Origin of the sequence: Mitsuokella sp. oral taxon 131 str. W9106, from assembly GCF_000469545.1 — a bacterium.
Lineage (GTDB): Bacteria > Bacillota > Negativicutes > Selenomonadales > Selenomonadaceae > AWVT01.
This window is the reverse complement of the sequence record NZ_KI273052.1, coordinates 1-26,158: the sequence shown is the minus strand read 5'-3', so window position 1 is coordinate 26,158 and position 26,158 is coordinate 1. Positions and strand designations below refer to the sequence as shown.

Genomic DNA, 26,158 nt, shown 5'->3' with positions numbered 1-26,158 from the left:
GAATGCCACCTTGCCAGGAATCATAAAGTATGAATGGAACTTATGATTCACTACGTGTAAATTATAACAAAGGCGTATGCAAAATGCAATCCTTTTTATTGCCCAATCGGCACCGCTTTTAAAATAATATAGGCAAAAATAAGAAATAGAACCGTCGCCGTGTACATCATGCGCGTCGCCTCCATGATATGCCTCGGCGCAATTTTCTCGATGGCATCGCCCATGTAGGCGCGAAACGTCTTTTTCCCGAAGTACGAGTTGACCCCGCCGAGACGGATGTGCAGTGCGCCCGCGACGGGCGCCTCCGCATAGCCGCCATTCGGGCTCGGATGCTTCGCCGCATCGCGCCCCATGATGCGAAAGGCATGGCGATAATCAAAGCCTAGGATCCATGCGGACAGGACGAAGAGCAGCCCCGTCATGCGTGCTGGAATGAGGTTGAGCACATCGTCAAGATGCGCGGCGGCGCAGCCAAAGCAGCGGTATCTGTCGTTTTTGTAGCCGATCATGGAATCCATTGTGTTTGCCGCGCGGTAGAGCACGGCAAGCGGGACGCCGCCGATCGCGAAGAAAAAGAGCGGCGCGATGATGCCGTCGCTCGTGTTCTCCGCAATCGTCTCGATCGTCGCGCGCGAAATCCCTGCCGCATCCAAATCCTTCGTGTCTCGTCCGACGATCCAGCCGACCTTCTCGCGCGCCTCCGCCAGTTTTCCTGCGATCAGCAGCGCGTATATGCCGCGTCCGGCCTGCGCAAGGCTCTTCGGCGAAATCGTAAACGAGAGCATGCCTGCACCAACGAGGATCGAGCCCCACACCGTCGGGATCCGATACGAAAGGCTCAGGATCGATGCCGCGACCATATAGCTGATGAAGAGGACGAGCAGGACAAGAACCGCTCCCACCGTGAACTTCCTGCCGTCCGAGTCGTTTTCGCGATACAAGAGGCGCTCCAGAAATGCGATGAGCCTGCCCATGAGGGCGACGGGATGGAATTTCGTATGGGGATCGCCAATCACGGAGTCGACGAAAAACGCGAGGATTGCCGTCAGCATCGGTCTTCCTCCCCCATGATTGCGGCGAGCTTCTTCATGTCAAGGCTGCTGCGCACGATCTGCGCGAGGCGATCATAGGCGCGTTCTTTCTCACAGCGCACGCTGCGCTGAATCGCAAGCGGTGCAAGCCCTTTTTTCGCGCGAAGCGCATTCAGCAGATCACGCCGGAATCCGTCGTGATCAAACAGCCCGTGGACGTACGTGCCGAACACGAGTCCGTCCGCGCGCGCGGCACCGTCTTCCGTGCGCACCTTTCCCGTCGTCTCGACAAGGGAGAAGGGATGCTGCACCGCTTCCGTAAAAACAGTCTCCCCCATGTGGATCTCATAGCCCGGCATATTCGCTGCTGAAAGACACGTCCCGAGAAACGGAAGCGCACGGCACGTTGCTGTGACCTGCGTCGTGCGCTTCCGCTCGGCAAACGTCGTCTTCATCGGGAGGTAGCCCATGGCGGCGACTGCATCGTGATCCGATTCCGTATGGCGTGGGTCGGCGATCGACGTGCCAAGCATTTGATAGCCCCCGCAGATGCCGATGAGGGGCGTGCCCTTTTCATGGCATTGCCGGATGGCTGACTCCATGCCGGACGCGCGCAGATAGAGCAGGTCCTCCGTCGTATTCTTCGAGCCAGGCAGGAGGATGAGATCGGCATTTTCCAGTTCGTCCGGCATCCGTGCGTACGACAGCCCGACGTCCGGCTCCGCTGCGAGCGCATCGAAATCGGTAAAGTTCGAGAGCTTCGGCGTTTCGATGACCGCAATCCGAATATCGCCGGTCTTCTTCTCCACCTGCTTATCCTCAAGCGAGACGGAATCCTCTTCATCGATGCCGAGGCTTTCGATATGCGGCACGACACCGAGGACGGGCTTTCCCGTCTTTTTCTCCAAAAAGTCGACCGCCGGTGTCAGGAGCGAAATGTCGCCGCGGAATTTATTGATGACGAGTCCCTTGACAAGCGCGCGTTCCTCATCATCGAGCAGTTCGAGCGTGCCGACGAGAGAGGCGAGCGCACCGCCTCGATCGATGTCTGCGATGAGGAGCACGGGCGCGTTCAGATATCTTGCAACGCGCATATTGACGATATCGTTTGCCTTGAGATTGACTTCCGCTGGGCTTCCCGCCCCCTCAATGACGAGCGTGTCGTATTCTGATGCCAGGCGTCTTAGCGCCGCCTTCACGGCATCGAACGCCTTCAGCGAGTAGACTTGATGGTACTCCTTCGCGCTCATGTTGCCGATGGGCTTTCCCTCTAAGACGACCTGTGATCGGGAGTTGCCCGTCGGCTTGAGCAGGACGGGATTCATATCAACCATGGGGCGAAGCCCTGCTGCTTCTGCCTGCGCAACCTGTGCCCGTCCCATTTCCAGCCCTTCGAGCGTCACATAGGAATTGAGTGCCATGTTCTGCGCCTTGAACGGCACGACGCGGCGACCCTGCTGATAAAAAATGCGGCAGAGTGCCGTCGTCAGAATGCTCTTGCCGACATGGGAACTCGTCCCCATCAGCATAATCGCGTTTGCCATGAACGATCCTTTCTTTTACTTGATCTTTACCGGAATGCCGCAGAGGACGGCGTAGACCGATGAAGCGAAAGCGGCGAGCTGCTGGTTTGCGAGGCCCGCGAGGTCGCGGTAATGGCGGGCGAGGCGGTTCTCCGGCACGATGCCCGCACCGACTTCATTCGTCACGAACACGGCTGTGAGATCGACCTCCTGCACCGCCTCGATAAGTGCTCCAATGGCGCGCTTCGTGTGACCGTAAAGTACTTCTTCCTCGGTGAGTTCTTCTTCTGTCGCTTGGCAGAGTATATTGCTCAAGTACATCGTAACACAGTCGAAGAGCAGCATGTCGTGGGCTGCGCTCGCCTCACGGATTGCACGCTCCGCGTGAAACGGTGCTTCGTACGTCTGCCATGAGGCAGGACGGCGTGCGCGGTGAAGAGCGATGCGATACTGCATTTCCGCATCGTATGCCTGCGCTGTCGCGATGTAAGCGACCGATGTGCCGTGCGCTGCGGCAAGATGCTCTGCAAACGAGGACTTGCCGCTTCGCGCACCTCCCGTGACGAGAATCAATGCGCCCATTTCCTGCACGCCTCCACGAAGTGATCCGCCGCCTCCGGACAGCCTGCAAAATGCAGGTGCAGATAACTGCCGAGGACATTTCCCGCCCGCGATCCTGCCGCATACGACTGTCCATTGCGAAGCTTTGTGAAACGAAGCGGCCGATCCTTTTCTTCCCCCGTTTCCTCCGAGAAGTGAAACTCATGACCGTGCAGCTTCAAGCCTTTTTCGCCCAAAACCGTTTCGGTGAGCAGCTCCGCTTCGACGTAGCCGACCATCTGCAGATTCTCTGTCATTCTCGCGGTGCCGGGCAGCACGCCTGCCATCGCATGACACGTGCCGGAAAAATCGATCAGCTCTTCCTTTAAGTACATGTAGCCGCCGCACTCCGCGTAGATCGGCATGCCGGAAGTGGCTGCTTCTCGGATCGACGCGCGCATCGTATAATTGGTGGCGAGTTTCTCAGCGAACATCTCGGGAAAGCCGCCGCCTAAAATGAGTCCATCGGCTTTTGGCAGATGCGCGTCGTGAAGCGGCCGAAATGGGACGAGCTCCGCACCGCGCCGCTGCAGTTCGCGCAAGCTCGCAGGATAGTAAAAGGAAAATGCCTCATCGTGTGCAACGGCGATGCGGCACGTCATCTCAGCGGAGGACTTCACCGGCTCTTTCTCCGTCTCAAGGTCATCCGCCATACATGCAAGACGGAGAATGGACTCGAGGTCGAGCTGCCGTGCGACCTCGGCTCCCATGAGTTCAAGCGCATCGCTCTTTGCATTCTCCGCTGCGGGAACGAGTCCCAAATGGCGCTCCGGCATGTGGAGCGAATCATTGCGCCGCATCGCACCGAGTACGGGAATGCCGACCTTTTTCATCGCTCCGCGAATCATTTTCTCATGTGTCTCTGATCCGAGGCGGTTCAATATGACACCCGCAAGGTTGACCTCCGGGTCGTAGTCGCGAAATCCCTGTGCAATCGCCGCTGCCGATTCTCCCATCGACTTGACGTCGAGCACGAGCACGACCGGTGCACGGAGGAGCTTCGCGATCTCTGCCGTCGAGCTCACGCCGCCCTTGCCACCATCAAACAGCCCCATGACGCCCTCGATGATCGCGATATCCGCATCGCCTGCGTCGTAAGCAAAGAGTTCCTCCACCTTCTCCTTCGGCACGAGCCACGTATCAAGATTATGCCCTGCGCGTCCGCTCGCAAGTGTATGATAGCCCGGATCGATGTAGTCCGGTCCGACCTTAAAGGACTGTACGACGATACCGCGCTGCCGAAGTGCTGTAAGCAGCCCCGTCACAATCGTCGTCTTGCCCGCTCCCGATTGCGTTGCCGCAATCACAATGCGTGGAATCGCCTGCGCCATATCCGCTCTCCATCCCTTTCTGCCATAAAAGTCCTTCGATTTGCTGCAATTTATCCCCTGTCGTTGTCGATGAGGTACATCATTGCATTGACGGCAGCCGCTGCAATCGGGCTTCCGCCTTTCGTTCCCTCGACGGTGATAAAGGGCACTTTTCCATTTGCCGCAAGCGCTGCCTTCGAATCCGCCGCACCGACAAATCCGACCGGGATGCCGACGATACAGGCAGGACGGATCCCTTCCTCTTCGATAAGGCGCAGCACTTCAAAGAGTGCCGTCGGCGCATTTCCGATCGCGACGATGCTGCCCGTGAGGGCCTTGCCAAACGAGCGCATTGCCGCCATCGAACGCGTGATGCCCGCTTTCTTCGCCTCTGCCGCAATCTTCGGATCGGAAACGAGGCAGTGCGCCGCTCCGCCGAACGAGGCAAGCTTCCGCTTGTTGATTCCTGTGCGCACCATCTCGACGTCCGTGTAGATATCCGCACCGCCGCGAAGTGCCTCCATCGCCTTTTCGATCACACCGTCCGACAGGCGGATGATCGGTGCGTACCCGACGTCGCCTGCCGCATGGATCATGCGCGAATACACTTTCGTTTCCACTTCATCGAGGCCAAGCCCCACCAAATGCGGTGCGATAATCTCCATGCTGCGGTTTTCAATTTCCATTGGCTGCTTGATAAAATCCATCAGACTTCCTCCACGAATCGTATCACTTCTTCATATGTCTGCGCGAGCGTATCGTAGGCGAGCACGGGGCGATCGATCATGACGACGGGAAGGGAAAGCTCCCGCGCCGCCTCGATCTTCGTGTCCGTCCCGCCGATCGCGCCGCTGTTCTTCGTCACGATGACATCGGCTTCATACTTCTCGAAAAGCTCCCTATTGAGCCGGGTCGAAAAGGGTCCCTGCAGCGCGACGATCTGCCCCGGGGTGAGCGAAAGGCTCTCGCAGAGTGCGAGCACCTCCGCCGTCGGCAGCACGCGTGCCGTGATTTGGCACGCATGTAAGGCCTTTGCCTGCGTGAATCGCGCAAGATTTCGGCTGCCCGTCGTCAAAAAGACGTTTTGCCCAAAAGACGCCGCCTTTTCTGCCGCTTCCTCATAGCTGTGCACGAGGTGAATATCCGCATAACCGAGCGCAGACAGGGCACGCTCGTATCGGATATATGGCACGCCAGTTTGATGGCACGCCGCCATCGCATTCTTGGAAACGTTTACGGCATACGGATGACTCGCGTCGACAAAGGCGCGAATCCCATGCAACTTGATATAGCGAACGAGTCCCGCCTCGTCGAGCGGTTCGTCATTGACTGTGAGCCTCTCGCTCCCGCAGGCGGCAAGAAGCTGTTCCCCGTATCGGCTCACGACGGAGGCAATGACCTCATGTCCACGCCTCGTGAGTGCCGCCGCCAGCTCGCGTCCGTCCTGTGTTCCTGCCGCGACGAATATCATAGCCCCGCCTCTTTATTTTCGTAGCCGCGTGGCGTAATCATAAAGCCTTCCTTGATGCGCGTCTGCGAATTGCCGATGATGACGAGCGACGTCATCGTGATTTCCTCCTTCGTGAAATCCGCAAGCGTCGAGAGTCTCTTGCACTCCTTCTCGCGCGCCGCATCGGTCACGATGCCAACCGGCGTCGCGCCGTCACGGTGACGCAGAACGATCTCGCGCACTTCCTCGATGTTCCTGACGCGCTTCTTGCTCTTCGGATTGTAGAGTGCGATGACAAAATCGCCTTCCGCCGCCATTTCGACGCGCTTCTTGATGCGCGCCCAAGGCGTCAGCAGATCCGAAAGGCTGATGACGGCAAAGTCGTGCATGAGCGGCGCGCCGAGTACGGACGCCGCTGCGCTCACCGCCGAAACGCCCGCGATGACGCCGCCGAATACAGGACGTGCTCCCGTCTCGCGCTGAAGGACGAGTTCCAGAACGAGTCCTGCCATGCCGTAAATGCCCGAATCCCCGCTCGATACCACGACCGTATCACGGCCTTCCACTGCTTCGCCAACTGCCATGCGGCAGCGATCGATCTCCTGCATCATGCCAGTCCCAATGACTTTCTGATCGTGGCGAATGAGCGATTCGATGAGGCGAATATAGGTATGATAGCCAACGACGGTCTCCGCCGCCTCGATCGCCTCCTTTGCGCGCAGCGTCATATCCAAAAGGCTGCCGGGTCCAATCCCTACGACCGTTATTTTTCCCATAAGAGTGCCACCGTCACTTTCTCAAACTTCGTCTTTCCAAGGGCAAACCGTCCGCCATGTGTTCCCGCACAGCACAGCGCCGCCGCTTCGCAGACATTCCCGATCCCAATCGTCCGCTTGACGAAAGGGGACTCCATGAGACCGTATGCCTCGATCATTTCCCGCATGGGCTGATTTTCGTAAAACTGAATCGTGCACCCGCATTCTTCTGCTGCCGCAAGAAGCCCTTGCTCCGCCCTTTTTGCCGCGGTGCTCGCGAATGCGTCAACGCGCGAGAGCGGAACATCGATGCGCGCGCACGACGCAGTGAGCGCAGAAAGGATTTCGTGCTTGCTCGTGCCGCTCCGGCAGCCAATGCCTGCAATGAGGCGGCGCGGCACAAGGTAAAGCGTCCGCGCTGCGCCGTGCGCTTTGTTTGCCAATACGACGCGCAGCGCGCCATCGGACGATTTGCCTTTCGCATCTTGCACCCCAATGCCGCATGCCGTCAATCGTGCGCGGTAGAAAGCCCTATGCAAAAGCCCTTCCTCGATTTGGTAAGGGAACGAAGCACCTGCGAGCAGCGCGCCGTTTGTCTCCTGTATCATTGCCTTTGGCATAGGGCGCAGACCGAGCTTTGCAGCGAGCGCATCGGGAGCAGTGATCCCTTGTGCATCGGTTGCCGTCGTGATGACGGGATCGGCGCCAATCGCCGCCGCCAGCCGGCGCGTCAGCGCATTTGCCCCGCCGACGTGCCCCGAAAGCAAGCTGATCGCATGCTTTCCTCGTTCGTCGAAGACGAGGATGGCGGGATCCGACAGCTTGCTCGTCACGAGCGGCGCAATCGTCCGCACGACGATCCCAGTCGCCATAATGAACAGGAGCGCGTCATACCGGGAAAACGCCTCTCGCACGGCGGCAGAAAGCCGCACAAAATAGTGTATCGGATCTTGGCAGTCCACCGCATTCAGCCGTTCCTCCTGTGGCTTCAAGTGCGCCGTGAAAAAGCGTGCTGTCCCCGCGCCTTCATCCATGCAGGCAGCAAGACGATTCGCGAGCGCAGCGGCAGGCGGCGTCAGGGCAAAAATCGCCGTTCGCATCGCCGTTCCTTATTCCTTTCCCGGCTTTCTCGCCTTGCGGAAGCCATGCGAGAATTCCGGCGCGTAGAGGCGAGAAAGCTCATAGTCCGCGCCGAGGCATCGGCTCACGACGATCATCGCCGTGCGGTCGATGTTCATCCCCTCGATTTCCTTGCTGATCGTCGCAAGCGTCGCGCGGACGATCTTCTGTTCCGGCCATGAGGCACGCTGCACGATGGCAATCGGCGTCGTCTCCTCGTAGCCGCCCGCGATGAGTTCCTGCACGACGGTATCGAGCATCGTGATCGAGAGGAAAATGCACATCGTCGCTTGATGTGCGGCGAGGCTCCTGAGCCTCTCTCGGTCGGGAACGGGCGTGCGCCCTTCGTTTCGCGTGATGATGACCGTCTGGCTGATGCCGGGGAGCGTGTACTCCTGCTTGAGTGCCGCTGCTGTCGCAAGGAAAGAGCTGACGCCCGGAATGACATCGTAGCCTATGCCGCGCTTTTCAAGCGCATCCATCTGTTCCTGTATCGCGCCGTAAATCGCGGGATCGCCCGTATGAAGGCGAACGGTCATCTCGCCTTTCCGTTCGGCCGCCTCGATCATGGCAATCACTTCGTCCAGCGTCATCTTCGCCGAATTGTGAATTGCCGCGCCTTTCTTGCAGAGTGAGAGGAGTGCCGGATTGACGAGAGAACCAGCGTAGATGACAACGTCCGCCTCCGCAAGATAGCGGCTTCCCTTGACCGTGATCAGCTCCGGATCACCGGGGCCCGCACCTACAATATGAACCATTACACCCATTCTCCTTTCGTACCCGTCAAAATGTAAATCGGATTGATCGCCTTTGCCATGTCGTAACGGCCGACTTGCTCCAAACGATTGATTTGAACTTGAAATGCCTCGTAGTGATACGTCCTCGCATGTGCGCGCATATAGGTGATCGCCTGCATGAGCGACTGCATCGTGATTGCGCTCACGACGACGCGGCCGCCCAGCGAAAGCTTCGCCGTGACGACATCCAGGATCGCAGCGAGGTTCCCGCCGCTCCCGCCGATGAGCACGGCGTCCGCCGCAGGGAGACCGACAAGCCCGTCCGGTGCCTCTGCTTGCATCGGCGTGATGTTCGATACAGCGAACTTCTCCATATTGGCACGCAGCAAGGATATTCCCTCCGTCTTTCGTTCGATGGCGAAAACATGCCCCTGCGGCGCGAGCCGCGCCGCCTCAATCGAAAGCGAGCCCGTTCCCGCGCCGATGTCGTAGACGACAGCATTCGGCGCAATATGCGCTTTGGCGAGCATCAGGATGCGAACTTCCTGCTTCGTCATCGGCACATTGCCGCGAATGAATGCTTCATCCTCGATCCCAAGCCATCCCATCACCGCACCTCCTCATCCGTAACGATCAAGATCCCGCTTGCGACTTCGTCCAGCTTCGCCGCCTCTCCGAGCGTCGTCCGCACGATCCGCTCGTCCTCATACGAGAGACGCGCGCAGACATAAAGCCGCGCATCCCGTTTCCATCCCGCCTCCATGAGCAGTGCGGGAATCGTATGCGAAGTGTGCTTCGCATCGGTGAGCATGCCGAGAACGCGCCCCGTTTCATAAGCGTACGCCGCCCGCTCCGGTACACGTCCGTGAAAACTCAAAAGGTGCGCCCCATGCCACGGGAGCGCGATACGCGAGAACGCGAGCTGCATCGCGCTGATGCCTGGTATGACACGGATGCGTTCGGTGGGAAAGGTGCGCCTAAGCGCATCGAGCATCGAGTAATAGCCGGGATCGCCCGATACCATGACGACGACGTCTTCCGAATCAAGCGATTCGCGAATAAATGCAAGCACGCCATCGATGTCACGCGTGATCGCCATCTGCTTCCGTCCATCATCGCGCGCAAACTGCGCGAGCGCACGCCTGCCGCCAACGAGAACGCCAGCATCCCGTATCGCCGCCGCTGCCGCCGGCACAATGTAGGCGGGATTGCCCGGTCCGATGCCGACGACGCGGATCACATGGTTTTGTCCTTCTTCATTTCCTGCTCGTCCCATCCAAAATCCTCCCCGATATGCCGTGCCGTCTCATCCATGCCGAGACGCTCGCCCGCTAATGTCACCATGAGCGTTCCGACCTTCATGCGTCCAAAGAGATATCGTTCCGCACGGGCGCTCGCGCGCGCGGCAAGGATATCACATACGCGTGCCTGCAGTCCTGCCCGCTGCAGGACGAGCAGGGCATCTTCCGTCGTATTCGCATGGAGAAGTTCCTTGACGCCTCCTGCGGGAAGTCCCTCTGCCGCCGCGTACGCCGCCATCGTCTCAAGGCGTGCGTCAGCAATGCGGTTATGCGTGTAGAACACGCCTGCCGCCACTTTTGCGAGCTTGCCGATATGACCAAAGAGGAGGACGCGCGCAATGCCGCGCTTTTCTGCCGCCTCAAGCATAAATCCAATAAAATTGCTTGTCTCGACGATAGCCTCCCGTGGAAGGCCGTAGCGGAGCGCCACGCGTTCTCCAATTTTGCCGGGCACGAAAACGAGCGTCGAAAAACCAGCTTCCTTTGCCACGTCGATCTGCGGCACGAGCGAGTTCTTGAACCCTTCTTCGCTCATGGGGCGCAGGACACCCGTCGTGCCGATGACGGAAATGCCGCCTTCGACGCCGAGGATGGGATTGAGGGTTTGTTTTGCGAGCTTCACGCCTGCCGGAATCGAAATCGTGACCTCCAGTGCGGCGTCCGCGCCGAGCATATCCTCGACCACCTTGCCGATGAGCCTGCGCGGTCCTGGATTGATGGCAGGCTCGCCGACGGGAACCGAAAGCCCCCGCTTCGTCACGTGCCCGATTCCCTCACCTGCGCGAAACACGATGCCATCCCCAGCAGCAAGATGGCGAATCGTCGTGTATACGGAAACGCCATCCGTGATGTCCGGGTCGTCGCCTGAAAACTTCACGACCTCCGCCGTAATGCCCCCCGCCGTTCGCCAGACCGCCTTGACAGGAATATGAAGCGGTGTCCCGTCGAGTGCGAGAAGCATGACCTCCTGCCACGGTTCGCCCGACTCGAAGAGGAGCGCCGCACGGACGCCTGCCGCCGCGCACGCCCCCGTCGTATAGCCTGACCGCATCGATTCCGTTTCCATAGCACTCCCTACTTTCCGAGCTGGCGATGAAGGAAATCGCGTCCAAACACCGTCAGCGTGTAGTAAAAACCAATCAAGAACGGAATGTACTCCGCGATGAGCCGCCAGCTCACGGCAATGATGCCGACGGTGCCTGCGGGAACCGTCTCAGAAAAGAGCAGGACAAAGCCGCCCTCTGCGATGCCGGAGCCTCCCGGCGTCGGAGTGAAGTAAAGCAGCATGTTCAGGAAAATCATGCGCCCCATGACCGTGTACCAGTCGATATCTGTCACGCCTAGCCCAAGCAAAAGGCATGGCACGATCGCGTAGATGCAGAGGAGATTCAGCCCCGATTCCGCAAATACGACGAGCATTTGAAGTGGCGCGGAGGACAGGAGCGCGACGGCGCTCTTCGTATCGCGGAAAAACGCGAAAACCTTGCGCCTACGCTCATTTTTCATGCGCTTCGCCAGGCGAATGACGATGTAGTCGAGATAGCCGCGCCGCGCCCCGATGACGAGCAGGATGAGGACAAGAAAAGCCGTCACCGTGACCGCCATGAGCACGTCGTTGGAGACGCCGGGCACGATTCCTGCATCATGCAGGAAGATAAACGGCATGCAAAGTATGAGGAAAAAGATCGACAGGATCGTGCGCACGATGACGAGCACTGCCGCCTTTCCCGTCGGCACGCCTGCATGGCGCAGGAACATGAGCTGCGCGACTGCGCCGCCCGTCGCGCCCGGCGTCAGAAGCGCAAGAAAGTAATTGCCGAAAATAACCTGCACCGCTTGATAGAGCGTGATTTTCTCATGCGATATCCGAACGAGGTGCATGAGCCGGCTGCCATCGAAAAAAAGACCAAGCCCCACGGAAAAGACGGCGAGCGCCACCGACCACGGCTGAAAGTGATCGAGATTCCGCAGCGTATGGATATCGACTGTCGTATAGATGACGACGCCCGATATGACGGATACGAGCAGGATCAGCACGACGAACCGCTTGTATATCTTATTCATGAAAACTCCATGCTGCCGTTCGACCGAAATTCAGCGGTTCCCTGCCGGAACCGTTTCTTCATGTGCGGCAAACGCGTTATGATTATGAATGGACTCATCGTTCTCACATTCGACAAAAAAATAGGAAATTCCTTCGAGTGAGCGCAGTGCGAGCACTGTATCGCGGAGAATATCCTCAACGAATTTCGGATTTTCGTAGGCGTGCTCCGTTACAAATTTTTCATCTTCGCGTTTCAGGAGTGGATAAATGGGCGCAGAACCCTGTGCCTCGACGAGCGCCGCGAGATCCTCGATGAAGATACACGGCTTGCCTTCATGAAAGCGCACGGCGACGCGGCAGATCGAGCGCTGGTTATGCGCTCCGTAGCGCGAGATCGCTTTGCTGCACGGGCAAAGCGAAGTAAAGGGAACATCGACGCCAAGTGTAAATTCCATGGGAGCGCCGACCCGTTTCTTGCCGCGAAACGTACAGCCCAAATCGAGCAAGGATTCACGTCTGCTTACGGGCGCCTTCTTCCCGATAAAATACTTGAAACGCAGTTCGACCTCAGCCGACTGTGCGCTAAGACGTGCGAGCGCCTCCTCCAGCATCGCCTCCATCTCATGCTCCGCAAGCGGCTTTTCGCTCCAAGGCATGAGGATCTCGAGGAAGCGGCTCATGTGTGTTCCCTTGTATTCCTGTGGCAATGCGACCGTGAATCGAATGCGGGCGAGCACCTGCTGAAAACCACCGTCCTTCGTCTTGATGAGGAATGGCAAGTGCACATCGCTCACACCGACGCACTGTATCGCTATGCCACGCACATCGCACTGGCTCTGCACGTCTTCCATCATGCTTCCCTCGTTTCATAGGCAATCGGGTCTTTGACGCCCGCCTCTCCGAATCCCCGCAGGCGCAGCTTGCAGCTATCGCAAACGCCGCATGCCTTTTCCCCGCCGCGATAGCAGCTATGCGTGAACTGCAGCGGCGCACCGAGCTTCGTCGCGAGCAGCACGATATCCTTCTTGGAGCGATTCTGAAGCGGCGTCTCAACGGTGATCTTCCTGCCCTTGACCGCCGTTGCCGTCGTCGCGTAATCCGAAAGCGCCTGAAACTTCTCGATAAACGCCGGCCGGCAGTCCGGATAGCCGGAGTAATCAACCGAGTTCACGCCGATGTAGACATGGCTCGCACCGAGCACCTCCGCATAGCCGACGGCATACGAGAGGAAAATGAGGTTGCGCGCAGGCACGTACGTCGGCGGCACATCACCGCGCCCGACATCGCCGTCGGGCACTTTGATACGGCTGTCCGTGAGAGCCGATCCGCCGATCGCCTCCATATTCGTCTCGATGATGAGATGCTTTTCCACGCCGTAGAAATCCGCAATTTTCTTTGCGCCTTCAAGCTCAATGCCATGGCGCTGATGATAGTTGAAGCTAATCGGGTACAGCGCATATCCTTTGCTCTTCGCAACTGCCATGCAAGTGCAGCTATCGAGTCCGCCCGATAGCAGCACGACCGCCTTTTCCATATGATTTTCCCCTTTCCGTCAGCCGCGAATCGCTGCGATTGCCGCCTTTACATCGTCCGCGCCGTAAATGGCAGATCCCGCGACGAGGATATTCGCGCCTGCATCGCGGACGCGCTCGCTCGTCTTCGCATTGATGCCGCCGTCGACCTCGATGTCGCAGTCAAATCCCATCTCTTTGATCGTATGGAAGAGCATGTGGATCTTGTCGAGCTGGGACTCGATAAAACGCTGCCCGCCAAAGCCGGGATTGACCGTCATGATGAGCACCATATCGAGATCTTGGAGGAGTTCCTCGATCATCGCAAGGCTCGTTCCTGGGTTGAGCGCAATGCCCGCCTTGCAGCCTGACGCCTTGATCTGCTGTACGATGCGGTGGCTGTGGCGCACCGCCTCGGCGTGGAATGTAAGGATATCTGCGCCCGCTTCAGCAAACGACTCGACCTGTGTCTCAGGATGCTCAACCATGAGATGCACGTCAAAGACGGCATCCGACGTCTTTCTAAGGCTTTTGACGACGGGCGATCCAATCGTGATATCGGGCACGAACGTGCCGTCCATAACATCGATGTGAACGTAATCCGCGCCCGCATCGGTCACGCGTTTCACCTCATCCGCAAGATGTGAAAAATCAGCGGAAAGAATCGATGGTGCTATCTTCGTCATTTATATGCCTTCCTTCTAAGGAGCTTCTGCCCCTCTTCGATTTCCTGATAAATCGTCCGATACGCGTCATAACGCTCTGACAAAATCTCACCTTTCTCTGCTGCCGCCTTGACGGCGCAGTCCGGCTCATGCGTATGGCTGCACGGCGCAAAGCGGCATGCACCTAGGTACGGGCGAAACTCAGGAAAGCACGCCGCAAGCTTTGCGAGTTCAAGCCCTTCGAGCTCCATCGCGCTGAATCCCGGCGTATCCACGAGGTATCCCGCTCCGCATGGAATGAGTTCGGCAACGCGCGTCGTATGACGCCCGCGCTTGATTTTCTCGCTGACGGCTCCCGCCTTGAGCGAAAGGCCGGGCACGGCAGCATTCAAGAGCGAGGATTTGCCGACGCCAGATGGACCGGCAAAGACCGTGACTTCCCCTGCCAGCGCTTCGCGAAGCGCATCGACCCCTACGCCCTCCTGCGCAGAGGTGTGCAGAACGGAGTAGCCGATGCGCTCATAGTCCGCTAAAAGTGTGTCGGCATTCTCTCTGGCAAGATCGATCTTATTGATGCAAATGCGCACCTTGGGAATACACGACCATTCTGCGAGAACGAGAAAACGGTTTACGAGAAGCAGGTGCAGGTCCGGCTGCGCCGCCGCGAAAGTCAGCACGACCTGCGTGACATTGGCAACAGCAGGGCGGCGCAGGAGCGTCTCGCGCGGCAGGACTTCCTCAATGACTCCCGTTTTATCGGGCAGAAGCTCGATGCGAACGCAATCCCCCGGCACAACGCAGCATTCTTTACGGCTCTTCTTGAACCGTCCGCGCAGCTTGCAGCTCACAAGTTCTTCTGCACCAGTATCCACGTAGAAAAAGCTGTTGTATGCCTTTCGGACTCGGCCTTGTCGCATAACCCCTCCTCATTTCCTGTTTTATCGGCTCTTTGCGGCATCCCCCTGCCGTACCGGCACCCTTTCATCGGGCTGCGTCTTGGCAGGATCTTTCTTGCCGCCCTTGCTGCTTCCAGCTTTTTCTTCCTCAGCGACGACGAGATCGACGCTCGCGCCTTCCTCTGCCTCACCGCCTGACGGCGACTGGCTTATGATCGTACCCGAAGTTTGGCGGCTTGCCTTCTTCGTGATCGAGCCGACCGTAAGCCCGTTTGCCTTGATGCTCGCTTCCGCTGCCTCAAGCGTTCCGCCCGTGACATTCGGCACGCGCACCTTCTTGCTCTCCTTGCCCTTGCTGATCGTAATATCGACGCTCTGTCCTTTCTTGAGCTTGGCTCCCGCACGCGGATCTTGCCCAATGACCGTGCCGGCCGGCTCATCCGAATACTTCTCGTAGACAGAGGCAAGCTTCAATCCCATCTTTTGCAGTTTCGCTTCGGCATCTCGCTTTGAGAGGCCTTGCACGTCCGGCATTTCAAGCTCCTCACCGCCCTTGCTGACGTAGATCGTGACGAGGCGCTCCTCCTTGACGCGCGAACCGGCTTCCGGCGTTTGCGACACGACTTCGCCAGCGGGGACGTCCGCGTCGTACGTCTCCGCGACATTGACGCGCAGCTTCTTGTCTTCCAATATCTGGCGGGCAAGCGTCATCTGCTTGCCGACCACATTCGGAACCTCGATTTCCGCCGCGCTCCAAAACTTGCCATAGCTCATGAACGCGCCGACAAAGAAGCCCAGCATGAGGATAAATACGAGGCCTGCGATAAACTTCTTCGACTTGAATACGGAGCGGTCGTGCGCCGTCTCCTCCTCGTAATACGGATCTTTTTCGCGTGCCCCGCGTCGTGACAGCAGCGGTTCCTGAACACGCGGCATGACGCGCGTCGCATAGGGATCTTCTTCCTGCGCCTCAAGCGAGGCATCTCCTGCGAGCAACATGCGTTCCGCCTGCTGCACGTCCTGCACGAACTCCGAGCTCGAAGGACGTGCAGCGGGATCCTTGCTCATCGCGCGCGTGACGATCGCCTCCACCACGGGCGGTATCGCGGGATCGAGCTGACGTACGGGAACGGGATCGTCCTGCAGGTGCTTCATCGCAATGCTCACAGGCGTCTCTCCCGTAAACGGAAGCTTTCCCGTCAGCATCTCGTAGAGCACAACGCCGAGAGAGTAAACGTCGGACTTGGGCGTGATCATCGTTCCCTTCGCCTGTTCCGGCGAGAAGTAATGCACGGAGCCGACTACGTTGCCGCTGTACGTCATCGTCGATTCCGTAACGGCGCGCGCGATGCCGAAGTCCGCGACTTTCACATGTCCGTCTGCCATCATCAGGATGTTGTGCGGCTTGATATCACAGTGCACGAGGTTATTCGCATGTGCATGGGCAAGGGCCTCGGCAATCTCTCGCGCAACCTTCAACGCCTCGCGCGGCTCTAAATGCCCTTCCTGCCGGATTTTGTCCTTCAGCGTGCGTCCCGGCACGTACTCCATGACGATATAGTGGTCGCCGTCCGCGATGCCGACATCGTAAATATTGACGATGTTCGGATGCGAAAGGCGCGCCGCGGCTTGTGCCTCGCGCTGGAATTTTTCGATGAACTCCCGATCCTGCTTGAATTGCTCATGCAGGATCTTGACTGCAACGGGGCGGTGCAGGAGCATATCCTCCGCCTTGTAGACATCGGCCATGCCGCCGCCGCCAATCTGCTCCTGCAGCTTGTAGCGCCCATCTAAGACACGCTCTATCATATCAGTTCCCCCCACTGTTTCATGCAAGGCTTTCAATTATCCTTCGCGCAATCGGCGCAGCCTCTGTGCCGCCCCCACCGCCGTTCTCTACCAAAACGGCAAAAACGATTTTGCGCTTTGGCAGATCGGCAGAGCCGATAAACCAGGCGTGATCCGCGCCTGCCGGATTTTCCGCAGTGCCCGTCTTGCCCGTCACGCGCACGCCGAAGACGTGCGCTGCGCGCCCCGTCCCCTTCTCTACGACGCGTTCCATGTAGCTGTCGATGATTGCTGCCATCTCAGGCGACGTCGCCGTGCGCCAAACGGAAGGCTGTGTCTCGGATACGACCATGCCGTTTGGCGACACGACCTGCTGCACGAGATACGGCTTCATGATGCGGCCACCGTTTGCGAATGCGTCAGCGAGCAATGCCATGTGCATCGGCGTGACGAGAAGCGTACCCTGCCCGATCGCGACCTGTGCCTGATCTCCATTCGACAGCTTGCCGAAATCCGGCAGATGCGACTGCTCCATGACGATATCCTCACCAATTCCCTCAGCAAAGCCGAAACGCTCATACGCTTTCTTGAGCTTTGCATCGCCGAGGCGCATGCCGAGCGTGCCGAATGTCACGTTGCACGACTCCGTCACCGCGTCGCGCAGGGTGACTTTCCCGTGCACCTCGCCATGGCTCTCGCCGATCGTATGCCCGCCTCCCACATCGAGCGTGCCCGTGCAGTCGAAAACTTCCTTCTCGTCCGTCGCCCCCTCGGTGAGAGCAGCATCCGCGATCATCGGCTTGATCGTCGATCCCGGCGGGTACAGACCTTGAACGCATCGATTGAGCAATGCACCGTCCGCCTGCTTTGAGAGCACCTTCCAGTTCGTTTCGATGTCGTTCGGATCGTAGGCAGGCGTGCTCACCATTGCGAGCACCGCGCCCGTCTCCGCATCGAGCACGACGACGGCGCCGCGCCTGCCAGCAAGCCCTTCGTACGCCGCTTTCTGCGCGTTCGCATCAACGGTGAGCCTTACATCGTTGCCGCGGCCCGTCTGCAAAAGCTGCGCCAAAGGACCCATGCGCTGCATGTCGTCCGTGAGGCCCAAGAGCGCGCGGTTCGCGTGCCCCTCAACGCCCGTACTGCCGATATTCTCTCCGTTGTAGCCCGTCACCGCAGCCATCATCTTGCCGAACGGGTAGCGACGCGTGCCGTCATCCGCCGTCTCAGCAAGGACGGTACCAGACGCATCGTATATCGTGCCTCGCCATATATCGGCGCGCGCCGCCGCGCTCCGCATATTGAGCGGGTTCGACGAAAGATCCTCCGCTGCCCAGGTCGTGAGGTAAACGATGTAAAGCGCGAGCACGCCAAAGAGCGCCATGCAGGCAGATGCCGCCTGCAAGATCTGTTTTCGCAGTTTCCGATCAGCCATGTTTCTGCTCCTTTGAAAGGGATAAGAGCATGCCGAGCAGGATGAAGCCCGACAGCATGGAACTGCCGCCGTAGCTCACGAATGGAAGCGTGATGCCCGTCAGCGGAAGGAACTTCGTGACGCCGGCGATGATGATAAATGCCTGCATCAGATTGAGCACACTGATGCCCGCACCGAGCAGCATTTCCCTCTCCCTTGAACAGGCGAGCGTGATCTGCAAGGCACGCCAAAAGATCATGATATAGCACGCCATAATCATAAGCGCTGCAATAAGCCCCATCTCCTCCGCGATGGCGGAAAAAATAAAGTCCGTGTGCACCTCAGGGATAAAGCCCGGATGCCCGAATCCGAACCCCGTTCCCCATACGCCGCCAGCCGCAAACGCGAAGAGCGATTGAACGACTTGGTACGCCTGCCCGTTCGGATCCTGCCAAGGATCGAGCCATATATCGAAACGCACGCGCACGTGTCCAAACGCCGTGTAGCTGATCGCTGCTGCGGCAGCGATAAACACAATGGCGATAAACGCGTAGGATCGGCTTCCCGTCGCCATGTACGTCATGATGACGGCGATGCCAAAAAAGAGGAGTGCAGAGCCGAGATCGCGCTCGACGACGAACATCAGAACCGCCATGCTCCAAATGCAGATGAGCGGTGCAATGAAGCGGACGGGCGGAAGGCGCAGAAAGAGGATCCGCCGCGACGGAAGCGTAAGGACGCGGCGATGATCCGAAAGGTACGCTGCGAGGAAGAGCACGATGAGGATCTTGCCAAACTCCGACGGCTGAATCGACATCGGCCCGAGGACAAGCCAATTTCGGCTTCCGCCGATCTCCGTGCCGAAGAGGAGCGGCAGACCGAGCAGGCCGACGCAGGCGATGCCGAGCAAATACGGATAGTCGAGCGCTCGCTTGATGCACGAGTCCAGCCGCAGGACGACGAGAAGCGCAACCATCGCGATGCAGAGCCAGCGAAGCTGCGGCGCAAGAAGTGCCGGCTTCAGGCGCGCGATCTCGACAATGCCGACGCTCGCGAGCAGCAGGACAGTCGGGAAAATCAAATGATCCATGCCCCGATGAATGAGCACGCCCTGCACAAAAAAGGCGATTAGGATAGCCGCTGCAAGCCATGGAAAATACGACAATCCTAAAAAAAGTTCGGGGCGTACGGCACCAATCGTCGGATGCGCCTTGAGGTACAAGACCATCAGCCCCGCGATGAGGATGCCGATCGGGGCAAGCATAAGCGTCCATTTTCTCATGGTGCATACTCCGCTACGACGGCCGTCACATTGTCGATTCCGCCATTTTCCACGGCACGCGAAACAAGGGTTTTCGCAGGATCTTCGCGCGCCTCGCACAGCATCGTGCAGATCGCCTCATCCGTCACCATATTGGTAAGGCCATCGGTCGAAAGCAAAAGCACGTCACCCATTTGAAGGTTCACGCATCCCGTGTCAACTTCGACCAGTTCTTCGACGCCGACTGCCCGCGTGAGCATATTGCGCTGCGGATGGCGGCGCGCCTCCTCCTCTGTGATCTCGCCCTGTGCGACGAGGTCCTCAACATAGGAATGGTCCCGCGTGATTTGGGTGAGCACACCCGCGCGCATGAGGTAAAGGCGGCTGTCGCCGACATGTGCCCAGTACCCCGCGCCTTTTTCCGCATCGACGTGGAGAAGCGTCGCCGTCGTCCCCATGCCGGAGAGCGCAGCCGATGCCTTTGCCGTCTCACAGATGCGTCGGTTTGCCTCGATGACCGCCTGCCTCAGCTCTTCTTCGCCGAGTCCTGAGCGCCCCTCCAAACACGTGCGCACCGTATCGAGCAGCATGCCGCTGGCAACCTCACCCGCGGCATGGCCGCCCATGCCGTCCGCGACGACGTAGCACGCCGGCGCAAAGATGCCGCAGCAGTCTTCGTTATGCGAGCGCACGCGTCCCGTATCGGTCGCCTGAAATTCCTTGCTCAAACCGCTCACCTCTCAAATCGGAACGTGACCATGCCGATGCGCAGGACGTCGCCGGGACGAAGGTACGCGCGCCCTTTCAACGGGTGATCGTTCACGTACGTCGGATTGACACTTCCGAGATCCTCGACAACGTATTGATTGGCATGACGGAAAAGCACGGCATGGTGATGCGATACGAAGCTCTCTGGGATGACAATGTCGTTATCCGCCCCGCGTCCGATCGCAATCTGCTCGCCAAAGGCGAACCGCCTTCCCGCCAGGGACGGCTCCCCCTCGCCAAGGACGCAAAGCACCGCCTCGGACGCTGCCGTCTCTGCTGCCCTGCTCTTTCGCATCTCGCGACGCACTGCACCGAAGATCTGTCTCGACAGCCGTACGGAAAACCAAAGCAGCCAAAAGAGCATGCCGTACTCCAGCACCACGCGAAATACTTTCAAAAACACTGCCGTAACAGGCAATTATATCACCTCATAAACGAATATCGTCTCCCCCGTCCGAATGCGGTCCCCAGCGCGCAGACGGCACGACGTGATGCGGCGTCCGTTGACGAACGTGCCGTTCGTGCTCTTAGCGTCGTGCAGTTCGTGACGATGCGCCTCATACGAAATCCAAGCATGCAGGCGCGACGCATTCGCGTCCGTCAGAATGAATTCATTCTTGTCGCGCCGTCCGATGTAGACGGGGTGCTCACCGATGGCGAGATAAGCATCCGCATCAGGGCCTTCTATGACCGTCAGCGATGCGACCTGTCTATCAAGCGGGAGGTTGAGCGGCATATCGCGCGTAAGTTCCGTGCGCTCCAAGACGAGTGTGTCGTCCTTCTGCGGCACCGTTCCGCCCATCGTCGCCTGCAGGCGGAAGCGTCCGCGCGTGAGTGCCTCGTTCTCCTCCATGTGAACCGACAGGTCGCCTTCCATGACACCGTCTAGCACGATTACCTGCCGCATGGCAGTGAGGCATAGCTCCTCGATGACGCGCTTCGAACAGAGGCGATGGTAGTCCTCGGCGGAGAGCGAGAACCGAAACGCATTGGTAAGTGCGCAGTCCGCTTTTCCATCCGCCTGTCTTTGCATTTCCTTTTCCATGCCGTTCATAAGTTCGACCGGCTCCAGATCACTGTCGAATCGCTTATTGAAAAACCCTTCGATATGATCGGATAAAAAAGACTCCCACTTCCCAAGTCCCATTCGAATGCCTCCTTCGGAAATGGTCGATAAAGACGCGATATATTATATCGAACCAAGATTAGAATTCAGAGATGCTTGTTGCGAAGCTGTCCGCATGCGGCTTGAATGTCCGCCCCCATCTCGCGCCGCACCGTGACCGCGATGCGGCGTCTCGCCAAATAGCGTTCGAAACGCGCGATGCGCTCCGGCGAAGGGCGCAGGAAGCCGCGCTGCGCTACGGGATTGATCGGGATGAGATTGACGCTCGCGAGCTGACCGTGCAGGAGATCCGCCAGCTCCCGCATCTGCTCTTCGCCGTCCGTTACGCCGTCAATCAAGATGTACTCGTATGTCAGACGCCGCTTCGTCACTGCAGCGTAGTGCTTCGCCGCCGCAATCACATCCGCAAGCGGATAGCGGCGCGCGATCGGCATGATGCGCTCTCGCAGCGATTGATTCGGCGCATGGAGCGAAACGGAAAGCGATAGGGGGATCCCCTCCTCCGCTAGGCGGCGCATGCCCTCGACGATCCCTGACGTCGAGAGCGTGATGCTCCGATAGCTCATGCCAAGCGTATACTCCTCATGCATGAGGTGAATGAATTCCAGCACATTGTCGTAGTTCATCAGCGGCTCGCCTGAACCCATGATGACAACCGTATCGACCTTGCCTTCATCCGCCTCGCGCAGCATGTCGTTGATGACGATAGCCTGTGCGAGTATTTCCCCGCTCGTCAGATTGCGCGAAAGTCCTTTGAGCGTTGACGCACAAAATGCACAGCCCATATTGCACCCCGCCTGCGTTGAGACGCATACGCTGTTGCCATACGGCTGGCGCATCAAGACCGTCTCGACTGCAATGCCGTCCGCGAGCCCGAGCAGGAACTTCTGCGTGCGCCCGTCTGCCGAAATGAGGCGATCCTTCACATGCGGTCTTCCAATCGCAAGGGATTGGGAAAGCACTGCGCGAAGCGCCTTGGAAAGGTCCGTCATCACATCAAACGATCCCGCGCCTTTCTGATACATCCACGCGGCGATCTGCCGCGCACGGTATGCGGGCACACGATATGGCGCGAGCGCTGCCCGGATCCCCGAAAGGCCTAGCCCGAATAACTGCGTCACGTTTCACTCCTTCTTCATGCGCGCGATAAAAAAGCCATCCGTGCCGTCCACGTGCGGCATAAGCTGTACCATCTTTTCCGTGCGGTGACGGGCGTTTCCGTTCCCGTCCGGAAGATACGCGCCCGTCACCTCAAGCGAAAAGGCAGGATCCGACTGCAAAAACGTGCTGACGACTTCTTGATTTTCCGCAAGCTCAATTGTGCAAGTGCTGTAGACAAGAGTTCCGCCTGCCTTCACCGCACGGCCTGCGCTCTTTAAGATGGCGAGCTGCAGGGCGGGAAGTCCTGCGAGCTCCGCCTCCGTCTTGCGCCATCTTGCGTCGGGCTTCCGTCTGAGAACGCCGAGTCCCGAACACGGCGCATCGACGAGCACGCAGTCCGCAACGCCGGGGTACTTCCCGCCAGCTTCCCGCGCATCGAGAAGCTGCGTCTCGATGGAGCGGATGCCGAGCCGATCTGCGTTCTCACGAATGCGTGCGAGCTTGTGCTCGTAGATATCGCCCGCGATGATGCGCCCTGCGTCGCCCATGAGCGCAGCGAGATGCGTTGTCTTCCCGCCGGGCGCCGCACAGCAATCGATGACCGTCGCGCCCGGTCTCGGACGCACGACATGTGCGACGAGCATCGAACTCTCATCCTGTACCTGAGCGCGCCCGTCCTGCAGTGGTGTGAGCGCGTCGAGCGAGCCGTGACGCAGAAGGCGGATGCCCTCCGGCGTCCAATGCGACGCTTCTGGCTCCGCGCCCTCTGCCTTCAGTGACGCAAGGAGTTGCTCGCGATCACCGCGCAGCGTATTCGTGCGCAGGGAAAGCGGCGGTTCCGTGTTGTCAAAAGAGCAGAGCGCCTCCGCCTCCGCAAAGCCGAACGTACGCACCCATCGGCGCACGAGCCATTCCGGGTGCTGGCTCGCAAGTGCAAGTCCCTCTATGGCATGTCCTTTCCCCTTGGGGAACGCCGCCTTTTTAGGATCGCGTGCCATCGTCCGAAGGACGCCGTTCACAAATCCCGAAAGCGAGCGAACCCCCATCTTCTTCGCGATCTCCACCGAAGTATTGCAGACGGCGGACGCCGGCACGCGATCCAAGTAAAAAAGCTGGTATGCGCCAAGACGCAGGATCGCGCGAATCATCGGCTGCAATCTCCTTACGGGGCGCGTCGTGTAGCGGCGGATGATCCAATCGATCGTACCCCCTGCCTTCACCGAGCCGTAGACAAGCTCCGTCACGAAGCGGCGATCCTGATCGGAAAGATTCGAGCGTCGAAGTGCCTGCGCAAGTGCCACATTGGCATAAGCGCAGTTTTCATGCACCTCGTAGAGGATGCGCACAGCCGTCTCGCGCGCTGCATCAGCTTTCATCGTCATGCTTCGTTTCCTTTTTCCATATTGGTTTCGTCCTTCGATGCCTTAGGGCTTTTTAGCATGATGATCTTCTCAAGCTGCGCCCGCACTTCATCGATATTGACATGCGTATTGAAGCAAGGACCATTGGGGCGAATGTTCAAAACCCCGACTGCGGGAAGCGGATAGACATCCTGTATCCCACTCATGAGATCGCGCTCGCAGGCAATCGCGAGCACCGCTTTGGGGCGCGTCTCGTAGACGATCTGCCGTGCAAGCGTGCCGCCTGTCGCAACGAAGAAATGGAACCCCATCTCATGCGCGAGCGTGACGAGCGCACCGATATCGCAGCCGCCGCAGCGTCTGCAATTATCAGGATCGCGTGTGATCTTGTGCGGGCACGTCGCGAGCTGCAGACAATGCGGTGTCACGACGAGCAGGCGATCCGCTGGAACGCGAATGCCCATGCGATGAAAGAGCAGATTGCTCACCGCGATAAACGACCCCTCAAGCTTTCTTCGTCCAATGCCAAAAATCTTCCCCACGCGCACGGCTACGGGGAAAAGAATATTGATAAGCTCATACGTCTGCCGCTGCAGGAGTGGCAGATAGGGAAGTCCCGCGACGGCGAGAATCATATTGAAAATGCCGAGGAATGACACGGCGACGAACACCGTAAATGCACTGCCTAAAAAGACGGGCAACAGAGGCTGCACGCGCGCGAGCCCCGGTACGCCAATATACCAAATGATGTACAGAAACGCAGCCATAAGCGCCGTCGTCAAAAGGAGTATGCCAATGAAGAGGCGCTTCTTCGGACGTCCCGGCAATTTGAATTCACTCTTGCCTTTCGTGCGTTCTTCTTCCATAAATCAGCCCTCAAATCGAGCGGGAAGCGGAAAATCGTGTCCATTGAGGTAATCGACGGCGCGCATGCGCTTCTTGCCTGGCGCTTGCAGCTCCAAGATCTCGAGCTCCGCATCGCCGGCTGCAACGAAAAGTCCCTTCTTTTTGTCCGCAGCGAGCACCGTACCGGGCTCAGCCGTCGTATCACGCGCTGTCAGGCACGTGCGCCAAATCTTATACGTCTTGCCCGCGAGCATCGTATACGCCCCCGGCCACGAGTCAAGTCCGCGCACGAGATTGTGAATCTCCTGCGCCGATTTTTGCCAGTCGATACGCCCCGTCTCCTTCGTGAGCATCGGCGCGTAATTCGATTCTCCCGTCTGCGGCGTGCGTACGAGCCTTCCGTCCGACATCTGCTCAAGCGTCTCAATGAGAAGCCCTGCGCCGAGGTTCATAAGCCCGTCGTGCACCTCTTCAAACGTCGTATCCGTCCCGATCGGGAACTCTGCCTTCAGCAGCATATCGCCTGTATCGAGTCCCGCGTCCATGAACATCGTCGTGACGCCCGTCTTCTCCTCGCCGTTTATGACACACCACTGCATCGGTGCCGCACCGCGATAACGCGGCAGAAGCGACGCATGGACATTGATGCAGCCATACCGTGGAATATCGAGGATGCGCTGCGGCAAAATCTGCCCAAACGCAACGACGACAATGACGTCCGGCTTTTGCTCCTCAAGGCATGCGATAAAGTCTTCCCGCTTTGCCTTTTCCGGCTGCCATACGGGAATCCCATGCTTGCCAGCCCATGATTTGACGGGCGATGGAACGAGCTTCTGCCCACGTCCGCGCGGCTTGTCCGGCTGCGTCACAACGCCGATGACATCGCACGCCGCATGGAGTGCCGCGAGACACGGAACGGCGAAATCCGGCGTTCCCATGAAGATGGCGCGATACGATCTCATTCCTTTTTCCCCCTATGCAGGCTTTTGGCGATATCGATGAAAAGCTGCCCTTCCAAATGATCGAGCTCGTGCTGAATGCAGCGCGCCAAAAGCCCTTCCGCCGTGATGTGCTGCTTCTTGCCGCGGCGATTGAGAAACTCGACCTTGACCTTCGCCGCACGCTCCACCTCGCCGTAGAGATCGGGCACGGAAAGGCACCCTTCCGTATCCTCGGCCGTCCCCTCGCGATACGTGATAACGGGATTGATGAGCTCGATCAGCCCATGCTCCTCCTGGCAGTCGATGACGACAGCGCGAATCACCTGCCCGACCTGCGGCGCGGCAAGCCCGACGCCGTCATTCCCGTACATCGTATCCGCCATGTCATCCAAGAGGCGGCGAAGCTTCTTGTCGATCCTTTCCACCGGTGCACAAACTTCCTTCAGCACAGGTGCGCCGGCTTTCTTTATGTCAAGTATTGCCATTGATGCGTAATCTCCTTATTTCCTAAACCATCATATAATTATAGCAAAGGAATGAAAGTATGACAAGAAAAAGCCACCCATTACGACCGGAGGGTGTAGGTTTACAATACATGTGTTACAAAATC

General features: G+C 58.6%; 28 protein-coding genes. All 28 read right to left on the bottom strand.

The window, feature by feature from the left end:
* Nucleotides 1-95: 95 nt before the first annotated feature.
* Nucleotides 96-1,052, bottom strand: coding sequence for an adenosylcobinamide-phosphate synthase CbiB (gene cbiB, locus HMPREF1985_RS01840; RefSeq protein WP_021770728.1), 957 nt, complete (start codon nt 1,050-1,052; stop codon nt 96-98).
* Nucleotides 1,046-2,575, bottom strand: a complete 1,530-nt coding sequence (locus HMPREF1985_RS01835; RefSeq protein WP_021770727.1) for a cobyric acid synthase — start codon at nt 2,573-2,575, stop codon at nt 1,046-1,048. Before HMPREF1985_RS01835 ends, cbiB begins: the two co-directional genes overlap by 7 nt.
* Before the next feature lie 15 nt (nt 2,576-2,590).
* Nucleotides 2,591-3,136: a bifunctional adenosylcobinamide kinase/adenosylcobinamide-phosphate guanylyltransferase gene (cobU, locus tag HMPREF1985_RS01830; protein ID WP_021770726.1), complete on the bottom strand. Its 546-nt coding sequence runs from the start codon at nt 3,134-3,136 to the stop codon at nt 2,591-2,593.
* Nucleotides 3,124-4,485, bottom strand: coding sequence for a cobyrinate a,c-diamide synthase (locus HMPREF1985_RS01825; protein WP_021770725.1), 1,362 nt, complete (start codon nt 4,483-4,485; stop codon nt 3,124-3,126). The genes cobU and HMPREF1985_RS01825 overlap by 13 nt, the downstream gene beginning before the upstream one ends.
* 50 nt (nt 4,486-4,535) lie before the next feature.
* Nucleotides 4,536-5,171, bottom strand: coding sequence for a precorrin-8X methylmutase (locus HMPREF1985_RS01820; RefSeq protein WP_021770724.1), 636 nt, complete (start codon nt 5,169-5,171; stop codon nt 4,536-4,538).
* Nucleotides 5,171-5,935 carry a precorrin-6A reductase gene (gene cobK / locus HMPREF1985_RS01815; RefSeq protein ID WP_021770723.1) on the bottom strand — a complete coding sequence of 255 codons (765 nt, stop codon included), beginning with the start codon at nt 5,933-5,935 and terminating at the stop codon, nt 5,171-5,173. Before cobK ends, HMPREF1985_RS01820 begins: the two co-directional genes overlap by 1 nt.
* Nucleotides 5,932-6,690, bottom strand: coding sequence for a precorrin-3B C(17)-methyltransferase (gene cobJ, locus HMPREF1985_RS01810; RefSeq protein WP_021770722.1), 759 nt, complete (start codon nt 6,688-6,690; stop codon nt 5,932-5,934). The genes cobK and cobJ overlap by 4 nt, the downstream gene beginning before the upstream one ends.
* Nucleotides 6,678-7,769, bottom strand: a complete 1,092-nt coding sequence (locus HMPREF1985_RS01805; protein WP_021770721.1) for a cobalt-precorrin 5A hydrolase — start codon at nt 7,767-7,769, stop codon at nt 6,678-6,680. Before HMPREF1985_RS01805 ends, cobJ begins: the two co-directional genes overlap by 13 nt.
* Nucleotides 7,770-7,778: 9 nt before the next feature.
* Nucleotides 7,779-8,546 (bottom strand): precorrin-4 C(11)-methyltransferase, encoded by a 768-nt coding sequence (gene cobM, locus HMPREF1985_RS01800; protein ID WP_021770720.1) that lies wholly within the window; start codon nt 8,544-8,546, stop codon nt 7,779-7,781.
* Nucleotides 8,546-9,133 carry a precorrin-6Y C5,15-methyltransferase (decarboxylating) subunit CbiT gene (cbiT, locus tag HMPREF1985_RS01795; RefSeq protein WP_021770719.1) on the bottom strand — a complete coding sequence of 196 codons (588 nt, stop codon included), beginning with the start codon at nt 9,131-9,133 and terminating at the stop codon, nt 8,546-8,548. The genes cobM and cbiT overlap by 1 nt, the downstream gene beginning before the upstream one ends.
* The gene (gene cbiE / locus HMPREF1985_RS01790; protein WP_040636790.1) at nt 9,133-9,801 is read right to left on the bottom strand and encodes a precorrin-6y C5,15-methyltransferase (decarboxylating) subunit CbiE; all 669 of its coding nucleotides are present in this window, start codon (nt 9,799-9,801) and stop codon (nt 9,133-9,135) included. Before cbiE ends, cbiT begins: the two co-directional genes overlap by 1 nt.
* A complete protein-coding gene (gene cbiD, locus HMPREF1985_RS01785; protein WP_021770717.1) occupies nt 9,762-10,892 on the bottom strand; it encodes a cobalt-precorrin-5B (C(1))-methyltransferase CbiD in 1,131 nt (376 codons plus the stop codon). Before cbiD ends, cbiE begins: the two co-directional genes overlap by 40 nt.
* Before the next feature lie 8 nt (nt 10,893-10,900).
* Nucleotides 10,901-11,890 carry a lysylphosphatidylglycerol synthase transmembrane domain-containing protein gene (locus tag HMPREF1985_RS01780; protein WP_021770716.1) on the bottom strand — a complete coding sequence of 330 codons (990 nt, stop codon included), beginning with the start codon at nt 11,888-11,890 and terminating at the stop codon, nt 10,901-10,903.
* A 30-nt stretch (nt 11,891-11,920) separates the two neighbouring features.
* The gene (gene folE2 / locus HMPREF1985_RS01775; RefSeq protein ID WP_040636789.1) at nt 11,921-12,721 is read right to left on the bottom strand and encodes a GTP cyclohydrolase FolE2; all 801 of its coding nucleotides are present in this window, start codon (nt 12,719-12,721) and stop codon (nt 11,921-11,923) included.
* Complete coding sequence (gene queC / locus HMPREF1985_RS01770) at nt 12,721-13,404, bottom strand: 7-cyano-7-deazaguanine synthase QueC (RefSeq protein ID WP_021770714.1); 684 nt, start codon at nt 13,402-13,404, stop codon at nt 12,721-12,723. The genes folE2 and queC overlap by 1 nt, the downstream gene beginning before the upstream one ends.
* A gap of 18 nt (nt 13,405-13,422) precedes the next feature.
* Nucleotides 13,423-14,067, bottom strand: coding sequence for a ribulose-phosphate 3-epimerase (gene rpe, locus HMPREF1985_RS01765; RefSeq protein WP_021770713.1), 645 nt, complete (start codon nt 14,065-14,067; stop codon nt 13,423-13,425).
* On the bottom strand, nt 14,064-14,963 hold the full coding sequence (gene rsgA / locus HMPREF1985_RS01760; RefSeq protein ID WP_021770712.1) for a ribosome small subunit-dependent GTPase A: 900 nt from the start codon (nt 14,961-14,963) through the stop codon (nt 14,064-14,066). Before rsgA ends, rpe begins: the two co-directional genes overlap by 4 nt.
* Before the next feature lie 21 nt (nt 14,964-14,984).
* Nucleotides 14,985-16,751, bottom strand: coding sequence for a Stk1 family PASTA domain-containing Ser/Thr kinase (pknB, locus tag HMPREF1985_RS01755; protein WP_021770711.1), 1,767 nt, complete (start codon nt 16,749-16,751; stop codon nt 14,985-14,987).
* Between the two features lie 19 nt (nt 16,752-16,770).
* Nucleotides 16,771-18,165 carry a peptidoglycan D,D-transpeptidase FtsI family protein gene (locus tag HMPREF1985_RS01750; protein ID WP_021770710.1) on the bottom strand — a complete coding sequence of 465 codons (1,395 nt, stop codon included), beginning with the start codon at nt 18,163-18,165 and terminating at the stop codon, nt 16,771-16,773.
* Nucleotides 18,158-19,426: an FtsW/RodA/SpoVE family cell cycle protein gene (locus HMPREF1985_RS01745; protein ID WP_021770709.1), complete on the bottom strand. Its 1,269-nt coding sequence runs from the start codon at nt 19,424-19,426 to the stop codon at nt 18,158-18,160. The genes HMPREF1985_RS01750 and HMPREF1985_RS01745 overlap by 8 nt, the downstream gene beginning before the upstream one ends.
* On the bottom strand, nt 19,423-20,133 hold the full coding sequence (locus tag HMPREF1985_RS01740) for a Stp1/IreP family PP2C-type Ser/Thr phosphatase (RefSeq protein WP_040636787.1): 711 nt from the start codon (nt 20,131-20,133) through the stop codon (nt 19,423-19,425). Before HMPREF1985_RS01740 ends, HMPREF1985_RS01745 begins: the two co-directional genes overlap by 4 nt.
* Before the next feature lie 5 nt (nt 20,134-20,138).
* The gene (locus HMPREF1985_RS01735; RefSeq protein ID WP_021770707.1) at nt 20,139-20,591 is read right to left on the bottom strand and encodes an FHA domain-containing protein; all 453 of its coding nucleotides are present in this window, start codon (nt 20,589-20,591) and stop codon (nt 20,139-20,141) included.
* Nucleotides 20,592-21,320: an FhaA domain-containing protein gene (locus tag HMPREF1985_RS01730; RefSeq protein ID WP_021770706.1), complete on the bottom strand. Its 729-nt coding sequence runs from the start codon at nt 21,318-21,320 to the stop codon at nt 20,592-20,594.
* Nucleotides 21,321-21,385: 65 nt separating this feature from the next.
* Entirely contained in the window at nt 21,386-22,420 is a 1,035-nt protein-coding gene (rlmN, locus tag HMPREF1985_RS01725) for a 23S rRNA (adenine(2503)-C(2))-methyltransferase RlmN (protein WP_021770705.1), read from the bottom strand.
* A 3-nt stretch (nt 22,421-22,423) separates the two neighbouring features.
* On the bottom strand, nt 22,424-23,782 hold the full coding sequence (gene rsmB, locus HMPREF1985_RS01720) for a 16S rRNA (cytosine(967)-C(5))-methyltransferase RsmB (RefSeq protein ID WP_021770704.1): 1,359 nt from the start codon (nt 23,780-23,782) through the stop codon (nt 22,424-22,426).
* Entirely contained in the window at nt 23,779-24,627 is an 849-nt protein-coding gene (locus HMPREF1985_RS01715; RefSeq protein WP_021770703.1) for a DUF116 domain-containing protein, read from the bottom strand. Before HMPREF1985_RS01715 ends, rsmB begins: the two co-directional genes overlap by 4 nt.
* 3 nt (nt 24,628-24,630) lie before the next feature.
* Nucleotides 24,631-25,569 carry a methionyl-tRNA formyltransferase gene (gene fmt / locus HMPREF1985_RS01710; protein ID WP_021770702.1) on the bottom strand — a complete coding sequence of 313 codons (939 nt, stop codon included), beginning with the start codon at nt 25,567-25,569 and terminating at the stop codon, nt 24,631-24,633.
* Nucleotides 25,566-26,033, bottom strand: a complete 468-nt coding sequence (gene def / locus HMPREF1985_RS01705) for a peptide deformylase (protein WP_021770701.1) — start codon at nt 26,031-26,033, stop codon at nt 25,566-25,568. Before def ends, fmt begins: the two co-directional genes overlap by 4 nt.
* Nucleotides 26,034-26,158: the final 125 nt, after the last annotated feature.

Coding starts and splice junctions, on each gene's coding strand:
- cbiB (WP_021770728.1), bottom strand. CDS start 1,052: ATGCTGACGGCAATCCTCGCGTTTTTCGTCGACTCCGTGATTGGCGAT.
- HMPREF1985_RS01835 (WP_021770727.1), bottom strand. CDS start 2,575: ATGGCAAACGCGATTATGCTGATGGGGACGAGTTCCCATGTCGGCAAG.
- cobU (WP_021770726.1), bottom strand. CDS start 3,136: ATGGGCGCATTGATTCTCGTCACGGGAGGTGCGCGAAGCGGCAAGTCC.
- HMPREF1985_RS01825 (WP_021770725.1), bottom strand. CDS start 4,485: ATGGCGCAGGCGATTCCACGCATTGTGATTGCGGCAACGCAATCGGGA.
- HMPREF1985_RS01820 (WP_021770724.1), bottom strand. CDS start 5,171: ATGGATTTTATCAAGCAGCCAATGGAAATTGAAAACCGCAGCATGGAG.
- cobK (WP_021770723.1), bottom strand. CDS start 5,935: ATGATATTCGTCGCGGCAGGAACACAGGACGGACGCGAGCTGGCGGCG.
- cobJ (WP_021770722.1), bottom strand. CDS start 6,690: ATGGGAAAAATAACGGTCGTAGGGATTGGACCCGGCAGCCTTTTGGAT.
- HMPREF1985_RS01805 (WP_021770721.1), bottom strand. CDS start 7,769: ATGCGAACGGCGATTTTTGCCCTGACGCCGCCTGCCGCTGCGCTCGCG.
- cobM (WP_021770720.1), bottom strand. CDS start 8,546: ATGGTTCATATTGTAGGTGCGGGCCCCGGTGATCCGGAGCTGATCACG.
- cbiT (WP_021770719.1), bottom strand. CDS start 9,133: ATGGGATGGCTTGGGATCGAGGATGAAGCATTCATTCGCGGCAATGTG.
- cbiE (WP_040636790.1), bottom strand. CDS start 9,801: ATGGGACGAGCAGGAAATGAAGAAGGACAAAACCATGTGATCCGCGTC.
- cbiD (WP_021770717.1), bottom strand. CDS start 10,892: ATGGAAACGGAATCGATGCGGTCAGGCTATACGACGGGGGCGTGCGCG.
- HMPREF1985_RS01780 (WP_021770716.1), bottom strand. CDS start 11,890: ATGAATAAGATATACAAGCGGTTCGTCGTGCTGATCCTGCTCGTATCC.
- folE2 (WP_040636789.1), bottom strand. CDS start 12,721: ATGGAAGACGTGCAGAGCCAGTGCGATGTGCGTGGCATAGCGATACAG.
- queC (WP_021770714.1), bottom strand. CDS start 13,404: ATGGAAAAGGCGGTCGTGCTGCTATCGGGCGGACTCGATAGCTGCACT.
- rpe (WP_021770713.1), bottom strand. CDS start 14,067: ATGACGAAGATAGCACCATCGATTCTTTCCGCTGATTTTTCACATCTT.
- rsgA (WP_021770712.1), bottom strand. CDS start 14,963: ATGCGACAAGGCCGAGTCCGAAAGGCATACAACAGCTTTTTCTACGTG.
- pknB (WP_021770711.1), bottom strand. CDS start 16,751: ATGATAGAGCGTGTCTTAGATGGGCGCTACAAGCTGCAGGAGCAGATT.
- HMPREF1985_RS01750 (WP_021770710.1), bottom strand. CDS start 18,165: ATGGCTGATCGGAAACTGCGAAAACAGATCTTGCAGGCGGCATCTGCC.
- HMPREF1985_RS01745 (WP_021770709.1), bottom strand. CDS start 19,426: ATGAGAAAATGGACGCTTATGCTTGCCCCGATCGGCATCCTCATCGCG.
- HMPREF1985_RS01730 (WP_021770706.1), bottom strand. CDS start 21,320: ATGGGACTTGGGAAGTGGGAGTCTTTTTTATCCGATCATATCGAAGGG.
- rsmB (WP_021770704.1), bottom strand. CDS start 23,782: ATGACGATGAAAGCTGATGCAGCGCGCGAGACGGCTGTGCGCATCCTC.
- HMPREF1985_RS01715 (WP_021770703.1), bottom strand. CDS start 24,627: ATGGAAGAAGAACGCACGAAAGGCAAGAGTGAATTCAAATTGCCGGGA.
- fmt (WP_021770702.1), bottom strand. CDS start 25,569: ATGAGATCGTATCGCGCCATCTTCATGGGAACGCCGGATTTCGCCGTT.
- def (WP_021770701.1), bottom strand. CDS start 26,033: ATGGCAATACTTGACATAAAGAAAGCCGGCGCACCTGTGCTGAAGGAA.